Raw genomic sequence first — 16,544 nt, forward strand, 5'->3', positions numbered from 1 at the left:
TGGGTGATTTTTAAAAACGGCGGGACATCCTATTTATTTCTTATACTCATAAGTTAAATACTCTGAGACGCCATACTTGTAATCTTCTTCGGTCATAATCGCCGTACCTTGGGGTTTTATATATAATACGAGGTACGGATTTTCTTCAGTACCATATTTAGGATTGGAAAGCAGTTCTTTGTTCACTTTAATAGTTAAATTTTCAGAAGTTAGTGTTCGATCATATAAAAAAATATTCGAATGAAAAACTTCTATTTTATAATATTTATTAGTTGCGCCATCCTTAATAACAGCAATATTTTTGTACTTTCCCTCTGCATTGCTATTCTTAGCATTAAAGAAGTCGGAAAGCCAACTATATGAGACATGGTCTTTCGTTGAAATTATTTGGGGAGTCTTTACAATTATTGCAGAAGAGTTTTTAATATATTGTTCAGTTTCCTTTTCCGAGGGTTTGTTCTTTGTTATCCACTTGGCTCCCAAATACATTAAAAATGCAAATAACAAATATCCTATTATTTGAAATGTTTTACCTTTCATGTTATTCCTTGATTGCTACAATAGTTTTGGCCGCTTTATTAATTTTATCGAGCATTTTAATATCGGCTTCATTATAAGATGCAATTTTGTTTTCAGCCCTTTCTCCAGCATATTCTATCGCCCAGGTAACGGCGCCAATACCAACACCCTTCCCTACTCCTTTAGCTGCAGATAAAAGTCCTGGTTTTATCAGGCCAAAACTTAATCTGGGAGCAACACGGGCAACCCTAATGAAACTTGCAACGTCAGCAGTTGTTCCTTTTACCGCATCAGCAATTAATCTTCCTGAAAGTAATGGAGCTTCTGACATGGCTTTATAAGCCGAATTACTCAAACCCGGCGTTTTTAGCAGGTTTAAATTATTTGCCGCCGTAAGTGATTTATTATCAACCTTATCTACCACATAATCTTTTCCAAGATCCAATCCAAGATCAATTGTTCCCGCAGCAGGGCCAAGCGTAGTACAGGTAATAAAAGAGCTAAACGCCTTTACAGCAAACTTTGTAGCATTTTGCCCCCAATTACGTAGGGCCATTTTATTTGACAGTGCATTTGCCGCTTCAAAAGACTCAGAAGCTACCAGCGTGCCTTTATTGGCGCAAATAATGGTGGAATGCAAATAAAAAACACCTTCCCCTCCATTATACTTTACATTCTCTTTATAATTCAACCAAAGCTTTCCTTCAAGACCTGAATTGCACATGTGCGAAGCTACATATACAGTTGCTGCCAATACCGCCACAGCAATGGCGCCAACTATTAACCAACCAACGGGTCCTGACACAACAAATGCCGCTACAACCAGCGCTTTTGCTAAAGCTCCAAAAAACGTCTTCATCGGAGAATTACAAGTAAACTGTTGTATTACAGCTGTATCTTGCTTCACCAACATGAGGTTAGTAGTAGATTTATGATACACATTTCCCGGAACTCTTTTTTGAAGCTGCCGGGGAGTACCAAAACTATCTAAGGTGCATGAGACCCATGCTTTTTCCTCTAAATACCCTTTCATAAGTCAATTCTTTTCAATTCAAAGTTAACATTGCAGGACAGATTATTTTTTACCCGTTCGGATAACAAAATACTCATATTCTGGATCAGATTATCGTCTTTATTAATTGTTCCGGTAACTCTATAATCATAGGCAAATTCTGTAAACCCATACCCCAACTGCTCTTTATATAATTCGTTATATTCTTTAATAAGTTGATATTCATCCAGCCTGCTGTTATCAATAATATTTACTTTCTTAAAGGTTATAAAATTCTCATCTTCTCTTACTTTCGCATGCCTTAATGTGTTATAAATAGTAACATCCCTAAAAAAGTTAGAAACCGTATCCATTGATTCATCCTGAAAATCTTCTACATTCTTTACAAGATATTGTCCAAAAATCTCTTTGTAAAAAAGGCCGCTGCTAATTCCTTTTAAAAAACTATCCGGATTGCTGTATTCTAAATCACCTGCCTGTAAAACTTTATCCTGTTCTTCAATAGGTGCCATTTTAATAAAATTATGCTTTAGTAAATCTTTCTGCTTAGCAATCTTCCAATTCTGTTGTAAGGAATCAAAATTTAAAATATTTACTGGCATGCCATTAGAAGACGCTATTTGGAATTCGATTTGCTTTTTTATCGTGTCATTATAAGACAAAAAATCATCGAAATTTGGCACATGTGGATAAAAAGAATAAAAGCTATCCTCACAAATCAAAGTTATCTTTTGTCCTTCCTTTTTTAAATAATACTGTGCCTTAATTGACGAATTGCTAACGGGAACATCTTCTAGTTTCACCACATTAGACTGGGTAAATCTATATCGTGCCTCTTTGGAAATCACTACGGATTTGTTCATTCTGGTGTCGGTAAATGAATTGTTCTTGAGATCAAAATGAATTCTTCTATTGCAGTGTTTACAATTTATTTCAATATCAGGGAGGTTGTTCATTTTCGCCCTATCTATTATAAATTTATCCGTTTCGTTCAGCAAAACAGCAGTATTGCAATAGGGGCATTTAACTTCCATCATTAATTAATATTTACATTACCGCCGCCGGCATTTAACGTAATATCCGGCCCGCCGGTTTTAATATCCGTGGTGGAGTCGCTGATGATGCTGATCACTCCTGCAACCGATGAAAGTTTTATAGCCGCGCCGGTAGCATAATTTTCAATGCCCTTGTCATTAATGACAATTTTGTGATCACCCACTTTCAGCGTGATCGAAGTTTTACTTTCGATAGTAATATTACCGGAACTGTCCATAGACAAACTGCTTTGCCCCTCGGGCGCTTCTTTTGTACCACCCACCACCACGTTTGTTTTTGTACCCGTATTTAAGGTATAAACGGTATGGGCATTCGTAATAATATTCCCTGCCCCGTCAAACTTCATATCGGCCCCGCTTTCTGCCCCCCCCTTATCACTGAGGTAATAACTGCCGTCTGCATCATTGTATGTCTGTTTAATGCCGCTGCGGGTTTGGGTGGTTTTTATATCATTATTGGCATTACTGAACGTATTATTCGCCTTACCATGATATACCGTACCTATTACATAAGGTTTGGTAGCGCTATCTCCTTCAAAACCGGTGATAATCTCTTCCCCGATCTCCGGGATAAAAAAATGGCCTTTACCGCCTCCGCCATGTGGACTGGTCACCCGTATCCAAGGAGTCTTTTCGGCCCCGTTCATCCAGTGCATTTTTACCCGCACGCGGCCCAGGCCCTGCGGATCGTGGTTGTCGGTTACAATGGCGCTCTGCGTTTCGCATACCGGATCATTGGGGATCGTTACCGGCGGCACATTAATGCTGGCCGGCACAGCGGTAAAATCGTTCTCATAGTTGCCGGTTGCATCTACATAATGATTCACCGTTGTAACCAGGTACTCTCCATACCCTTCCGCGCCTGCGCTGAACACATTATTTCCGCTGACTTCGATCCGGCCGCCCAACGCCACGCCCGGGTGACCGCTCTGCCCGGTAAACCGGACCATCTTGCTGCTTTCCACCGCACTCCGCATTGTAGCCAGGTCATCCTGCTGCTTCTTATTATTCGTATGCCGGTAATTCCATTGTTTGGGTTGGGTTCCGTAAACGGCCTGCGCCTTTTTAAATACTTTCTCGCCCCATGGATTCAGCCCCGCTTTTTGTTCCACCCCCTGGGGCTGACTGGTGTACACCTGGCTGTTCTGATAATCCCAGCTCATATATTGCATTGCCGTAGGCCTTGCTTCCAGCGCCACATTAAAGCGGCTTAACGTATTGCCGTACTGTAAGGATATTTTTGCGTCGTTAGGCGAAGGGCCTATCACAAGGCTCCGCCCATCCCAGAACAACCATTCCCCATAGGTACCGGTTATCCGCTGCAGGAATTTCCACGCGGATTCCCTGTACTGTACGGTATAGCCCAGCGCTTCACTGTAAAGCGGCTGCACTTTGGCTTCCAGCAGGTTCTGAGGAAAAAATTTCAGTACGTCCCCGGAAATGTCTTTAATGGTTTTCTTTTCCCAGCTTTTACAATGCGGGCCGCTGTCCAGCACAATTGTTGGGCTATAGCCCGTAATAATAACATCACCGTGATGCCCGGTAAACCGGGCCGTTTCCACGCCGGTAACAATGCCATTAAATAAAAGGTGCGAAGTGAGGCCCACACCAGAAATACGGGCCCCGAAAGTACCCCCGATCATATCCTGCGAAGCAGTAAAAATGCCGCCGCTGCCATCGATGGCCTGTGCCGGGCATACTAAAGTAAACCGGTGATGATCGAAAATATTCTGATTGAGTGAAAAAGAGGTGAACTGGGTTACAGGGTTCCCGTTGATACTGAACATAGGTTCGGTGAGTTGCGCCATATAAAAGGTTTTGTCTTTGACGAAAAATAGGTTAATAATATATTTTAGAATATAAACGGCGCTGAACACAGGGCAGATCGTTCCTGGCGCATTTAGTTTTTCAAAAAATTATTATAGTGGCAAAAATAGGTAATAAAGTAAATAACCCCAATGCTTTTTTGTTCTCACGGATTCCGCAGCTTTTCAAAAGCCTTCTGTGGTAATCCGTGTGATCTGTACACAATACAATAACGGCTATTACTTTAGTCCGATCTGTTTTAGTCTCACAGATGCCGCAAATTTACACAGATTTTTAGCGGCCTTCTGTGATAATCCGTGCCATCTGTGAGCTATATAATAAATGTTGCCCGTTTATCTCATTTTCTTTACTCTCATAGGTTTCGCAGCCTTGCACAGATTTAATATATTACATGTCAATACTTTATACTCCATCTTGTTCCGCATTGCAACCCTGACCGATGGCTTTTTGATTTATGTTTTTGTGGCATTGGCAGCGGCACAAAATCAACTACCTTTGCAGGCCGTTTTAAAAATATACCCTTGCATCCCAAAGAACTGAACATATCCGATTTTACCTATCAGCTCCCGGAAGAAAAGATCGCTTTTTTCCCCTTGCAGCAGCGGGATCAATCAAAATTGCTCGTTTACAATAACGGCATTATAAGTACAGACATTTATCAACATATTGATAAACAATTACCTGCAGGCACATTGGCTGTTTTTAACGACACAAAAGTGGTGGAGGCCCGTTTACTTTTTAAAAAGCCAACGGGCGGACAAATCGAACTTTTTTGCCTGGAGCCGCATGAGTCTTACGCAGACATAACGACTGCCATGTTGCAACAGGGCAAAGTGCGTTGGCTTTGCTTGATCGGCGGTGCTTCCAAATGGAAAAACGGCCAGGTACTGCAACTTGGTTTTCCCGAGCATGATCCCAAAATGATGCTGGAAGCCCGTTTTCTTGAAAAACGAAGCGATTGTTTTGCAATTGAGTTCAGTTGGATGCCTGCAGTGCTGACTTTCGCAGAAATATTACACCAAACCGGACATATCCCCTTGCCTCCCTATATAAAAAGAGCAGCGGATGCAACCGATGAAGAACGTTATCAAACGGTTTATGCTGAGCATGATGGTTCCGTAGCGGCTCCAACGGCCGGGTTGCATTTTACCAAAACAGTTCTGGAAAAGCTGGTGCAAAAACGGGTTCAAACCGACTTTGTAACGCTGCACGTGGGTGCCGGTACGTTTAAACCCGTGAAAGCCACCGTGATGCAGGAGCACGAGATGCATGCCGAATTTATTTCGGTAAATGCGGAGCTGATAAAAAAAATAATAGCCCAGGAAGGCCGTCCTGTGGTTGCCATCGGAACTACTTCCTTACGTACGCTGGAATCCCTGTACTGGCTGGGCACGAAACTATTGCAAAACAAGGATTGCTTTGACGACGGGCTCCCTTTTTTAAGCCAGTGGGAGGTTTATGAGTTACCGCCGGCACCTCTGACAGCCGCGTTGAACGCGCTGCTGGAATATATGGAACAAAAACAGTCTGCTGCATTTGTGGCAAAAACGCAGATCATTATTGCACCGGGTTATGCCTTTAAAGTAGTGGACGGATTGGTCACTAATTTCCATCAGCCTTCTTCCACCCTGCTTTTACTGGTTGCAGCTTTTATAGGCGAAGACTGGCGGCGGGTTTACAATTATGCGCTGGAAAACGACTTCCGCTTTTTGAGCTATGGCGACGGGAGCCTGCTATGGAGGCGAAGAGATGCTTGATGCTTGATACTCGATTCTGGATACTCGATACTTGATATTCGATGTTAGTTATCTGATACAGAATACTGTTTATAATGATCCAGGAGCCAGGAACAAGAAACCAGCACTATCTCAGCCGGTCCAGATCCTTTATCAGTTTCTGATCTCTCCGGATGCCGCGCTGGGCCAAGAAAAAGCCAACAACGATCCCCAATGTTAATAATGCGGTAAGCGATATCCGCCCTCCGGGTTCAAAGTTTTCCATATAGCGCACATATAATGCGATCAACCCCAGGGAAGCCAGTAACCCGATAAAGGTTAGACGGAGCTGGAGTTTCCGGTTTTTATACAGAAAGATGGCCGCGGCCCCCAGCAATATGATACCGCTGGTCAACAGCAGCAGCCAGATATTATCCAAAGCGGTAATTTCTGCGCCGGTCACCCCCTCCGTACCATTAATAACCGTACCGTTATAAAAAGGAAATTCAAAGGTTAGCACTGCGCAGATCAGCGACAGCAATAACCACAGGGTTTGTTTTCTCTGGATCATGTTTAATAGTTTGATGTTTGATGTTTAAGGTTTGAAGTTGTACGTCAAACATCAAACCTCAAACATTCAATTAGCTCAGCTCCGGATATAGAGGAAATTGCTGCATAAATGCGTTTACCTCTTCTTTCACAGAAGCGATCACCGATGCATCGTCCGCATTCATCAGCACTTTATCAATCAGCTCCACTACATGGGTTACATCGGCTTCTTTCATACCGCGGGTTGTAACTGCCGGCACCCCAACGCGGATCCCGGACGTAACAAATGGCGATTTATCATCAAAAGGCACTGCGTTTTTATTAAGCGTAATATGTGCCTTATCCAATGTTTCCTGTGCTTTTTTGCCTGTAAGATTTTTATTACGCAGATCAATCAACATCAGGTGGTTATCTGTTCCGTCGCTGATCAGCTTATAGCCTTTATCAACAAAAGACTTTGCCATGGCCTGTGCGTTGGCGATAATCTGCTTTCCGTAAACTTTCCAGTCCTCCGACAAAATTTCGCCAAAGGAAACGGCTTTTGCTGCAATGATATGTTCCAGCGGCCCGCCCTGCATGCCGGGGAATACCGCCAGGTCCAACAATTGGCTCATGGTACGGGTATTGCCTTTTGGATCTTTATGTCCCCAGGGATTTTCAAAATCATTCCGCGACATGATAATACCGCCACGTGGGCCACGCAATGTTTTATGGGTGGTACTGGTAACAATATGACAATGCTCAAACGGGTCGTTTAACAAGCCGGCAGCAATCAATCCCGCAGGATGTGCGATGTCTGCCATAACAATAGCGCCCACTTTATCGGCAACGGCGCGGATGCGGGCATAATCCCAATCCCGGCTGTAAGCCGAAGCACCGCAAATGATCATTTTGGGCTTTTCGGCCAATGCTTTTGCTTCAAGATCTTCATAATCCACCAAACCGGTTTCTTTTACCACTCCGTAAGAGATCACCTGGTAATGTTTCCCGCTGAAATTTACGGGGCTACCATGTGTCAGGTGCCCGCCCATGCTCAGGTTCAGTCCCATTATTTTATCGCCCGGGTTCAGTGCTGCAAAGAAAACGGCCGCATTCGCCTGCGCCCCGCTATGAGGCTGCACATTGGCCCAGCTAAGGTTAAAGATCTTTTTTAAGCGGTCAATAGCCAGGGATTCGATCTCATCCACCACCTCACATCCGCCATAATAACGCTTTCCGGGGTATCCTTCTGCATACTTATTGGTTAACACGGTTCCCATGGCTTTTATTACCGGGAGGGAAGCAAAATTTTCGGAGGCGATCAGTTCAATGCCATTACGCTGGCGGTCCAGTTCCTTATTAATAAGGTCAAATACAATATTATCCTGTTGCATGGCGCAAAGTTAAGGGTGCAGTGGTAAGTTTAAAAGTTTAAGGGCCGAAAAGAAGAATAAGTTTTCGGCATTTATAATTCTGTTTATCTTTAAGGCCATTTTTATCCGATAAAGGGAAGCCTGTTAAAAGAGGCTTCTCATCAAAATTAAGAGCATTCACTGCGATGCAAGGTTTCGCCTGTGTCCCAGAAATTTTAAAAGAAAGCAGTTTAAATGAAAGCAGTTATACCGGTTGCAGGGGCTGGAACAAAGCTACGACCGCAGAGTTACACACAGCCAAAGGCGTTGATTCCCCTGGCAGGCAAAACCGTACTGAGTTTTATTATTGATCAGCTAAAAGCTGCAGGAATTGAAGAATTTATATTCATCGTTGGTTTTTTGGGAGAAAAGATCGCTGATTATGTAAAAGAACATCACCCTGATATTAAGGCGCATTATGTGAGTCAGCAGGAACGCCGCGGTATCGGCCATGCCATTAACCTGGCGAAAAATATTATTGAAAATGATGAAGTGTTCATTTCATTAGGAGATACCATCTGTGAATATGATGTTCAAATGGTACTTAATAATCCTCATTCCATGATCGGCATCCGGAAAGTGGATAATCCAAGAGATTTTGGCGTTGCGGAGATCGACGCCAATGGTTTTATTGAAACAGTTGTTGAAAAGCCATACATCCCAAAATCCAATATGGCAATGGTGGGCATTTATAAAATAAAGGAAACGGGCTTATTGTTCGACTGCCTGGCTACTAACATTCACAAGGGATTGCTGACACACGGCGAGTTCACCATTACCGATGCACTGGATTGTATGATACAAAAGGGCGTGCAATTTGAAGCCTTTAAGGTAGACAATTGGTTTGATGCCGGCAATAAAGAAACGCTGTTACGATCCAATGCTACCTTGTTAAGAAAATACCGCTCTTCTGCTGACCCCTTGCAATATGAAAATTCAGTGATCATTCCACCGGTAAGCATTGCCGGCGGATGCGTAATAAAGAATTCTATTGTAGGACCTAATGTAACCCTGGGGGAAAATACGCTGGTTGATCAGTCGATCGTCCGCAATTCCATAGTGGGCGCCTATTCCAACCTTTTTGATATTGTACTGGAAGATTCATTAATTGGGTCCGACAGCAGCCTGAAAGGAGAAACCCGCAGCCTGAATATCGGCGATAATACGAGCATTGATCTGGGGTAGAGATGCTGGACGCCGAACGCTGAACGCGGAATACTTATTGCGTTGTGCCTTGAGCTTTGTGTATTAAACGTCAAACGATAGACGTCAAACATCAAACGTCAAACATTAAAATATCATGAAAGTTGCCGTTAAAGATGCGTTGCTGCAATTGAAGGATTCAAAAAACCTCTTTCTTCCCTTGTTTAATCATGGAAGCCTGCAAATTGAAATCTATAAGCCTGACAAGATTGACCATCAGCGCCCGCATACACAGGATGAAGTATACATTGTTATTTCAGGGAAAGGTGAATTTTTGAACAACGGGATCATTACAAACTTTGCCGCCGGAGATTTCTTATTTGTACCTGCCGGCATTGAACACCGGTTCCTGAATTTCTCAAGCGACTTTGTTACCTGGGCGATTTTCTACGGGCCCCAGGGCGGAGAGCAGCCGTAAATTCAGTATCTTCAGGGATTTGAGAAACGCAAAACGCAAAACGCAAAACGATAAACAGTCTTGCATCCGAACCGCATTATACAATTATTTCAAATAGATTATCCGATCATCCAGGCGGGTATGGTGTGGACGAGCGGATGGCGCCTGGCCTGTGCGGTAAGTAACGCGGGCGGGTTGGGCATCATCGGGGCGGGATCTATGTATCCTGAAGTTTTAAAAGAGCATATACAAAAATATAAGGCCGCATCGCAAAAACCTTTTGCAGTGAACCTTCCGCTTTTATACCCTCATATTGAGGCGCACATAAATACCGTCATCGAAGCACAGGTCCCTATTGTTTTTACCAGCGCAGGAAATCCGAAAACATGGACGGCGGTATTAAAAAGCAACGGCATCAAAGTGGTGCAGGTGGTGAGCAGCACCCGGTTTGCGATCAAAGCCGAGGAGGCCGGATGTGATGCCGTGGTAGCCGAAGGTTTTGAAGCCGGCGGGCATAACGGGCGGGAAGAAACCAGCTCTATGGTATTGATCCCGCTTGTTGCCGAAGCCGTAAAGATCCCGGTTATAGCTGCTGGCGGCATTGCTACGGGCCGGCAAATGCTTGCGGCGATGGTGCTGGGCGCCGAAGCCGTGCAGATCGGCAGCCGTTTTGTTGCCAGCGAGGAAGCGTCCGGTCATAGCAACTTCAAGCATCTTGTAATTAACGCAAAAGAAGGCGACACGGTACTTTCCTTAAAACAGCTAACCCCGGTGCGATTGCTAAAAAACAATTTCTATGAACAGGTAAAGGCGGCGGAGCTGCGCGGCGCCTCTGTTGCGGAACTAAATGAACTGTTGGGCCGCGGCCGTGCTAAAAAAGGCATGTTTGAAGGGGAACTGGAGCAAGGGGAACTGGAAATAGGTCAGGTATCCGCTGCCATAAGATCCATACTCCCTGCTGCTGCAATAATAAAAGAGATCTGGGAAGAATTTCAGGCAGTGAAGAAAACACTATAAGCAATTCTTCATTATTTTTATACAATACATTATTGATGAAAAAATGGTGCACCGTTTTGTTCCTCCTCGGCCTGCTCAATTCCTTGCAGAGCCACGCCCAATTTACAAAATTGATCAGCAGGCTGGAGCAAAATACCACTACTAACCTTAATACTCCCCGGGAAAAATTATTTATTCATTACGACAGGCCTTTCTATAAAGTAAAAGATACGATGTGGATGAAGGGATATCTTTTATCGGCCAGTGAAAACAGCATTACCGATAGTACCGGCATCGCCTATATAGAAATCATTAATGCCGCTAATGAAGTAGTGAAGCGAACGGCTGCACCCTGCTACTGGGGCCGTTTTCAGAGCTCCATCGTTTTAAAAGAGGACGACTTTCCTCAGGGAAGTTATCTGTTGCGCGCCTACACCAACTGGATGCGTAACTTTGGCGATTCTACTTTTTTTGAAAGCCGCTTTACCATCATCAACCCTGTATCGGGCGATTGGAACGCCCGCATAGAACAGCTCAGTCTTACGGGAAACCGTATCATAATCGACGCCAGTTTAACGGCCAATAATTTGCAACCCATCGCCCGAAAAAAAATAGGGATCCGGGTGCGCTCTAAAAGCCATGCCCTGCTGAAGTTACAAGCAATAACGGATGCTGAGGGCAACCTGTTTATTGACACCCTGTTAAAAAATTACGCTTCAGGAAAATCGCTCAGTGTCGAAATTTCAGACAAAGAGGATCTTAAGCTGCAGGTACCGGTCAGCGCCGCCGGCCAGTCTGCAATCGACCTGCAATTCTTGCCGGAGGGCGGAAGCTTTATTGCAGGTAAACAACGGCTGCTCGGCTTTAAAGCGCTAAATAGCTACGGAAAAGGAATCGATATAAAAGGAGTTATTAAAAACGGGCAGGGGCAGGAAGTAGCCCGGTTTGCATCTGTTCATAAAGGCATGGGGGCGGTAGCATTTATTCCGCAGGCGGGGGAAACATATACCGCCTACCCAGACAAAGGGCAGCCCGTAAAATTACCCGAGGCAACAACATCAGGAACCGCCTTGCACGTTGTAAATGATGAAAGCGATGATAGCGTGCGGATCAGTATTGACGGCACTCCTGATCTTTCAGGAAAGCGATTTTTCTTTGCCGCCGCTTCAAAAGGAATCATTTTTGCCGAAGGCCCCGTCCGTATCGCCGTAAAAGAACACAACCTGGGCATTGCTAAGAAAGTGCTGCCTTCCGGTATTGCCACCTTTACGCTTTACGACAGCCTGATGCGGCCGGTGAATGAGCGCTCCGTTTTTATATGGCATAAAGACCCGCTTCAGCTATCATTGGTATCCAATAAAGAAACTTATCGCAAAAAGGACAGCGTATCCCTGCGGCTTACCGTAAAAGATATTCATAATAAAAATAATGGAGGAAGCTTTTCGATAGCGGTTATCGATACCAGCCAGGTTTCCGTAAATAAACTTTCAGAGAACCTGCTTACTTATATGCTGCTCAGCGCAGACCTTAAGGGCGTTGTTGAGGACCCCTATTATTATTTCCAGGATCCGGCCCCTGGCGCCGCCGATGCCCTGCTGCTAACACAGGGATGGGTGCACTATGAATGGCAGCCGGCAAACTTTAAATACAGCCGGGAGGCAGCTTACACAATAACAGGCAAGGCCACTAACATTTTTAATAAACCTTTCAGCAATACAAAGGTTACTTTATTTGGCAAAGTTGGTAAAGAAGGGCTGCTTGCTATGGATACCACCACTGATAAAAACGGCATATTCACTTTCACCCACTTCCCTTATTTTGCCAACGACAGTGTAAGCCTGGCCATTGCAGCCGTTAATAAAAAAGGAAAAGCCTTTAATGTAGGGGTGGAATTAAATGAGCCGAAATTTCCGCCCTACACCGGCGGTGGCACCCTTTTTGATCGTCAGAATATTTTATTAGATACCGCAACAGCACAGTTTGTAAATAAACAAACGGCCATGCGGAAGCTGATCAAAAAAAATGGCGAATACCTGGATGAAGTAGTGGTAAAAACAAATGCCCTGATCCCGGGGTCAAAAAACCTGAATAAAAACGGCGGAGCCGACCAGGTGATCAATGAAAAGATATTGCAGCAAACACCTAAAGCCACCTTGCTGGACGTGCTCAACAAACAGGTAAAAGGCTTTCGCATAGGGTCTCCTCCAAAAAGGACTGCATTAATGTACATGGTTTACACCAATATTGCCCGTTTTATTATTGATGGGGTGGACCTGCACTTTTTCTATCATTCCTCAGGCATGGGTCCCAATGACTATATATTATTTCTTGACACTTATCTCAAGTATTTTTCCGCTGAAGATATCAAAGGGATCGAAATAATGAATAACCCCAGGTTCAATTCCAGCTACAGATCCCATTTTCTAAGTATTCAAGAACAAATGAATAGCGGGCCTGTTCAAACAGATTACTCATTTATTGAAATAACCACCCAAAGCGGCTCTGGTCCTTTTATACGCAAAACACCAGGCATGTACTTGTACCGGCCGGTGGTACCTGTATTGGCAAAACAATTTTATAGCCCGAGGTATGCATCACCGGATGTAAAAACAGCATTCCCCGATCTGCGCACTACGGTTTACTGGAACCCCGAGGTCATCGTTAGCCGGAATGGAGCAACACCTATTTCCTTCCACACATCAGAAAGCAACAGCAATTATATGATCCTGGTGCAGGGCATCAACCTGGTAGGAGGAATGGGGGTGTTATACCAGCCGTTGATTATAAATGAAAAATAATGTATGTAAAAGTGGGTGACCCAACGCTCTTCGGAACTTCCAGTTCCGAAGCCCTATTTTGTCGCTTGAAGCGACAGAAAAAAGCTGAGAAACTACAAGTTTCGCAGAACTAAGTCCTCACTGCGTTCGGGATGACGGTAACGAAGCGCGTTTCTTATTCTTTATTTATTATTTTACGTTCCTTATTCCAAATACTTCCCCGTATAGCTGGCTTTCACTTTTTTTATTCCGGCGGGGATGCCTTCATAAACCAGCTCACCGCCGCCGTCGCCGGCTTCCGGGCCCAGTTCTATCAGCCAGTCGGCACTTTTGATTACATCAATATTATGTTCAATCACCAGCACGGAATGGCCCTGTTCGATCAGCGCATTAAAAGAAGCCAGTAATTTTTTTATATCATGAAAATGCAATCCGGTGGTGGGCTCATCAAAAATAAATAAGACCTTATTACTGTTTTTCCCCTTCCCCAGGAACGAGGCCAGTTTTACCCGTTGCGCCTCGCCGCCCGACAAGGTATCAGACGATTGCCCCAGCTTTACATAACCCAACCCTACATCGCTTAGGGGTTGTATCGCTTCCGCTATTTTCTTTTCTCCTTTAAAAAATTCAATAGCCTCATCCACGCTGAGTTCCAGCACATCATGAATGCTTTTCTCATGATATTTTACTTCCAGTACTTCTTCCTTAAAACGCTTGCCGCCACAGCTTTCACAAACGAGGTGCACATCAGCAAGGAACTGCATTTCCACCACCTGTTCGCCTTCGCCCTTGCAGGTATCGCAGCGGCCACCGTCCACATTAAAAGAAAAATGCTTGGGCTGAAATCCGCGCATTTTACTCAACGGTTGCTTTGCAAAAAGATCGCGTATTTCATCATAGGCTTTTATATAGGTTACAGGGTTGCTACGGGAAGATTTTCCTATCGGGTTCTGATCTACCATTTCAATCTGCTGGATACTTTCCACATCACCCGTAATGGCTTTATGAAAACCTACTTTATCGCCACTGAACTCTCCTTTTATTTTTTGCAACGCCGGGTACAGGATCTGTTTCACCAACGTCGTTTTCCCGCTGCCGCTAACCCCGCTTACCACCGTAAATACATTTAAAGGAAAGGTTACGGTAATATCGCGGAGATTATTATGCCGCGCACCTTCCACTTTTATGAAGCGGTTCCATTTGCGAACGGTTTTGGGAGGTTCAATAGAAAACTGGCCACTTAAATATTTCCCCGTCAGGCTGTTCTTATCCTTTATCAGATCTTTATACGCTCCCGCCGCCACTACTTCACCGCCCAGGTGTGATGCCAGCGGCCCCATATCAATGATATGATCCGCATGTTTCATCACCATTTCATCATGCTCTACCACCACCACCGTATTATTCAGATCGCGCAATTCTTTTAGTACTTTGATCAGGTTATCCGTATCCCGTGAATGCAACCCGATGGAAGGCTCATCCAAAATGTACAAAGAGTTTGTCAGGTTACTTCCCAGGCTTCTCGTTAACTGTATCCGCTGGCTCTCACCACCGCTCAATGTGTTGGCTACCCGGCTCATGGTTAAATAGCCCAGGCCCACTTTTACCAGGGTATCCAGCCGGTTGTTGATCTCGATCAGGATCCGTTTGGCAATGGCGGCTTTATGCTCCGGCAGTTGCAGCTTCTGAAACCATTCCTTCAGATCCTTTGCAGCCATGGCACAGAGCTCGCCAATATTATGGCCGCCTACTTTTACATACAATGCTTCTTTGCGTAACCGGTACCCGTTACAATCGGGACAGGTGGTACGTCCCCTGTAACGGCTCAGCAATACGCGGTACTGTACTTTGTACAGGTTTTGCTCTACTTCTTTAAAGAAATCATTAATACCATACACACTGCCGTTCCCCTGCCACAATAGCTGGTATTGTTCTTTCGTAAGATCCGCTACCGGCTTATGTATTGGAAAATCATAGCGGGCCGCGGCTTTAATAAAACGGTCTTTCCATTTGCCCAGTTTCTCTCCTTTCCACGGCGCTACGGCTCCTTCAAAAACACTCAGTCGTTTGTCTGGCAGCACCAGGTCGGCATCAATACCCAGCACCAGGCTAAAACCCTCGCAGGTTGGGCAAGCGCCTAATGGATTATTAAATGAAAAAAGATTCGGTTGCGGTTCTTCAAATACAATCCCGTCCAGTTCAAACCGGTTATTGAAACCCAACAATTTTGTTTTTCCTTCAGCAGTTACCGTTTCCAGAAACAATTCGCCTTCGCCTTCAAAAAAAGCGGTACCAATAGAATCACCCAGCCGGTGCAAATCATCTTCATCCAATGCCCGCGATACAATACGGTCAATTAAAATATAAACAGTTTTAGAAGCTTTTGTTTTCGTGATGCCCAATGTTTTCCCAATGGCCGCGTCATCCTGCTCCAGCAGTTCTTCGATATCTAAGATCTCCACGCCTGCTTTATCATTTGTTCCGCCAACGGCAACTCTTGTAAAACCCTTTTGCAGCAATATATTCAGCTCCTCGCGCACATTCCGGTTAGCATGCAGTTTAAAATGCACCAGTATAAATACCCTGGTACCCTCCGGCAGTTTTTCGATGACATGGATCACATCGGCCACATCATCTTTCTTTACTTCTTTTCCGGACACAGGCGAAATAGTAGTACCCACCCGTGCAAATAACAACCGCAAGTAATCATAGATCTCCGTCATAGTACCCACCGTGCTCCGGGGCGTACGGGTAATTACTTTTTGTTCGATAGCAATGGCCGGACAAAGATTTTTAATGTAATCCACATCGGGCTTATTCATCCGGTTTAAAAACTGGCGGGCATAGGCGCTCAGGCTCTCCGCGTAGCGGCGCTGCCCTTCAGCATAAAGCGTATCTATTGTAAGCGAAGATTTACCCGAACCTGAAACGCCTGTTACCACAATAAGCTTTTTTCTTGGGAACCCAACGGTTACATTTTTAAGATTGTGTACCCTCGCTCCCTTTATCAGTATCTCATCCGTTTGCTGCACCGTTTTTGTTTTTGCCATTCCCGATTTTTTTTAAAGGACACAAATTTAATCCTTATCACGCGATCTCTGAC

At 44.5% G+C, this 16,544-nt stretch carries 12 protein-coding genes; 5 read left to right on the forward strand and 7 right to left on the reverse strand.

Annotated elements, in window-relative coordinates:
- Positions 1-33: 33 nt before the first annotated feature.
- From NIASO_RS10490 to NIASO_RS10505, 4 genes are read right to left on the reverse strand one after another with little or no spacing between them, the layout of a single operon-like run.
- The gene (locus NIASO_RS10490) at positions 34-540 is read right to left on the reverse strand and encodes a hypothetical protein (protein ID WP_025298871.1); all 507 of its coding nucleotides are present in this window, start codon (positions 538-540) and stop codon (positions 34-36) included.
- Between the two features lies 1 nt (position 541).
- Positions 542-1,552, reverse strand: a complete 1,011-nt coding sequence (locus tag NIASO_RS10495) for a hypothetical protein (RefSeq protein ID WP_008585630.1) — start codon at positions 1,550-1,552, stop codon at positions 542-544.
- The gene (locus tag NIASO_RS10500; RefSeq protein WP_008585632.1) at positions 1,549-2,568 is read right to left on the reverse strand and encodes a hypothetical protein; all 1,020 of its coding nucleotides are present in this window, start codon (positions 2,566-2,568) and stop codon (positions 1,549-1,551) included. The genes NIASO_RS10495 and NIASO_RS10500 overlap by 4 nt, the downstream gene beginning before the upstream one ends.
- Positions 2,568-4,394: a type VI secretion system Vgr family protein gene (locus tag NIASO_RS10505; RefSeq protein ID WP_008585633.1), complete on the reverse strand. Its 1,827-nt coding sequence runs from the start codon at positions 4,392-4,394 to the stop codon at positions 2,568-2,570. The genes NIASO_RS10500 and NIASO_RS10505 overlap by 1 nt, the downstream gene beginning before the upstream one ends.
- Before the next feature lie 540 nt (positions 4,395-4,934).
- Here NIASO_RS10505 and NIASO_RS10510 point away from each other — a divergent pair.
- Positions 4,935-6,170, forward strand: a complete 1,236-nt coding sequence (locus NIASO_RS10510) for an S-adenosylmethionine:tRNA ribosyltransferase-isomerase (RefSeq protein WP_008585635.1) — start codon at positions 4,935-4,937, stop codon at positions 6,168-6,170.
- 106 nt (positions 6,171-6,276) lie between these two features.
- Here NIASO_RS10510 and NIASO_RS10515 read toward each other — a convergent pair whose 3' ends face one another.
- Entirely contained in the window at positions 6,277-6,699 is a 423-nt protein-coding gene (locus NIASO_RS10515; protein WP_008585636.1) for a DUF4293 domain-containing protein, read from the reverse strand.
- A gap of 70 nt (positions 6,700-6,769) precedes the next feature.
- The gene (locus tag NIASO_RS10520; protein ID WP_008585638.1) at positions 6,770-8,050 is read right to left on the reverse strand and encodes a serine hydroxymethyltransferase; all 1,281 of its coding nucleotides are present in this window, start codon (positions 8,048-8,050) and stop codon (positions 6,770-6,772) included.
- A gap of 213 nt (positions 8,051-8,263) precedes the next feature.
- On the opposite strand from NIASO_RS10520, the gene NIASO_RS10525 reads away from it, so the two are divergent.
- From NIASO_RS10525 to NIASO_RS10540, 4 genes are all read left to right on the forward strand, one after another.
- Positions 8,264-9,253, forward strand: coding sequence for a sugar phosphate nucleotidyltransferase (locus NIASO_RS10525; protein ID WP_008585640.1), 990 nt, complete (start codon positions 8,264-8,266; stop codon positions 9,251-9,253).
- A 115-nt stretch (positions 9,254-9,368) separates the two neighbouring features.
- On the forward strand, positions 9,369-9,689 hold the full coding sequence (locus NIASO_RS10530) for a cupin domain-containing protein (RefSeq protein ID WP_008585642.1): 321 nt from the start codon (positions 9,369-9,371) through the stop codon (positions 9,687-9,689).
- Between the two features lie 60 nt (positions 9,690-9,749).
- On the forward strand, positions 9,750-10,685 hold the full coding sequence (locus NIASO_RS10535; protein ID WP_008585644.1) for an NAD(P)H-dependent flavin oxidoreductase: 936 nt from the start codon (positions 9,750-9,752) through the stop codon (positions 10,683-10,685).
- A gap of 35 nt (positions 10,686-10,720) precedes the next feature.
- The gene (locus NIASO_RS10540) at positions 10,721-13,462 is read left to right on the forward strand and encodes a hypothetical protein (RefSeq protein ID WP_008585646.1); all 2,742 of its coding nucleotides are present in this window, start codon (positions 10,721-10,723) and stop codon (positions 13,460-13,462) included.
- 182 nt (positions 13,463-13,644) lie between these two features.
- Here NIASO_RS10540 and uvrA read toward each other — a convergent pair whose 3' ends face one another.
- Complete coding sequence (uvrA, locus tag NIASO_RS10545) at positions 13,645-16,491, reverse strand: excinuclease ABC subunit UvrA (RefSeq protein ID WP_008585649.1); 2,847 nt, start codon at positions 16,489-16,491, stop codon at positions 13,645-13,647.
- Between the last annotated feature and the right edge of the window lie 53 nt (positions 16,492-16,544).

Source organism: Niabella soli DSM 19437 (genome assembly GCF_000243115.2).
Classification (GTDB): domain Bacteria; phylum Bacteroidota; class Bacteroidia; order Chitinophagales; family Chitinophagaceae; genus Niabella; species Niabella soli.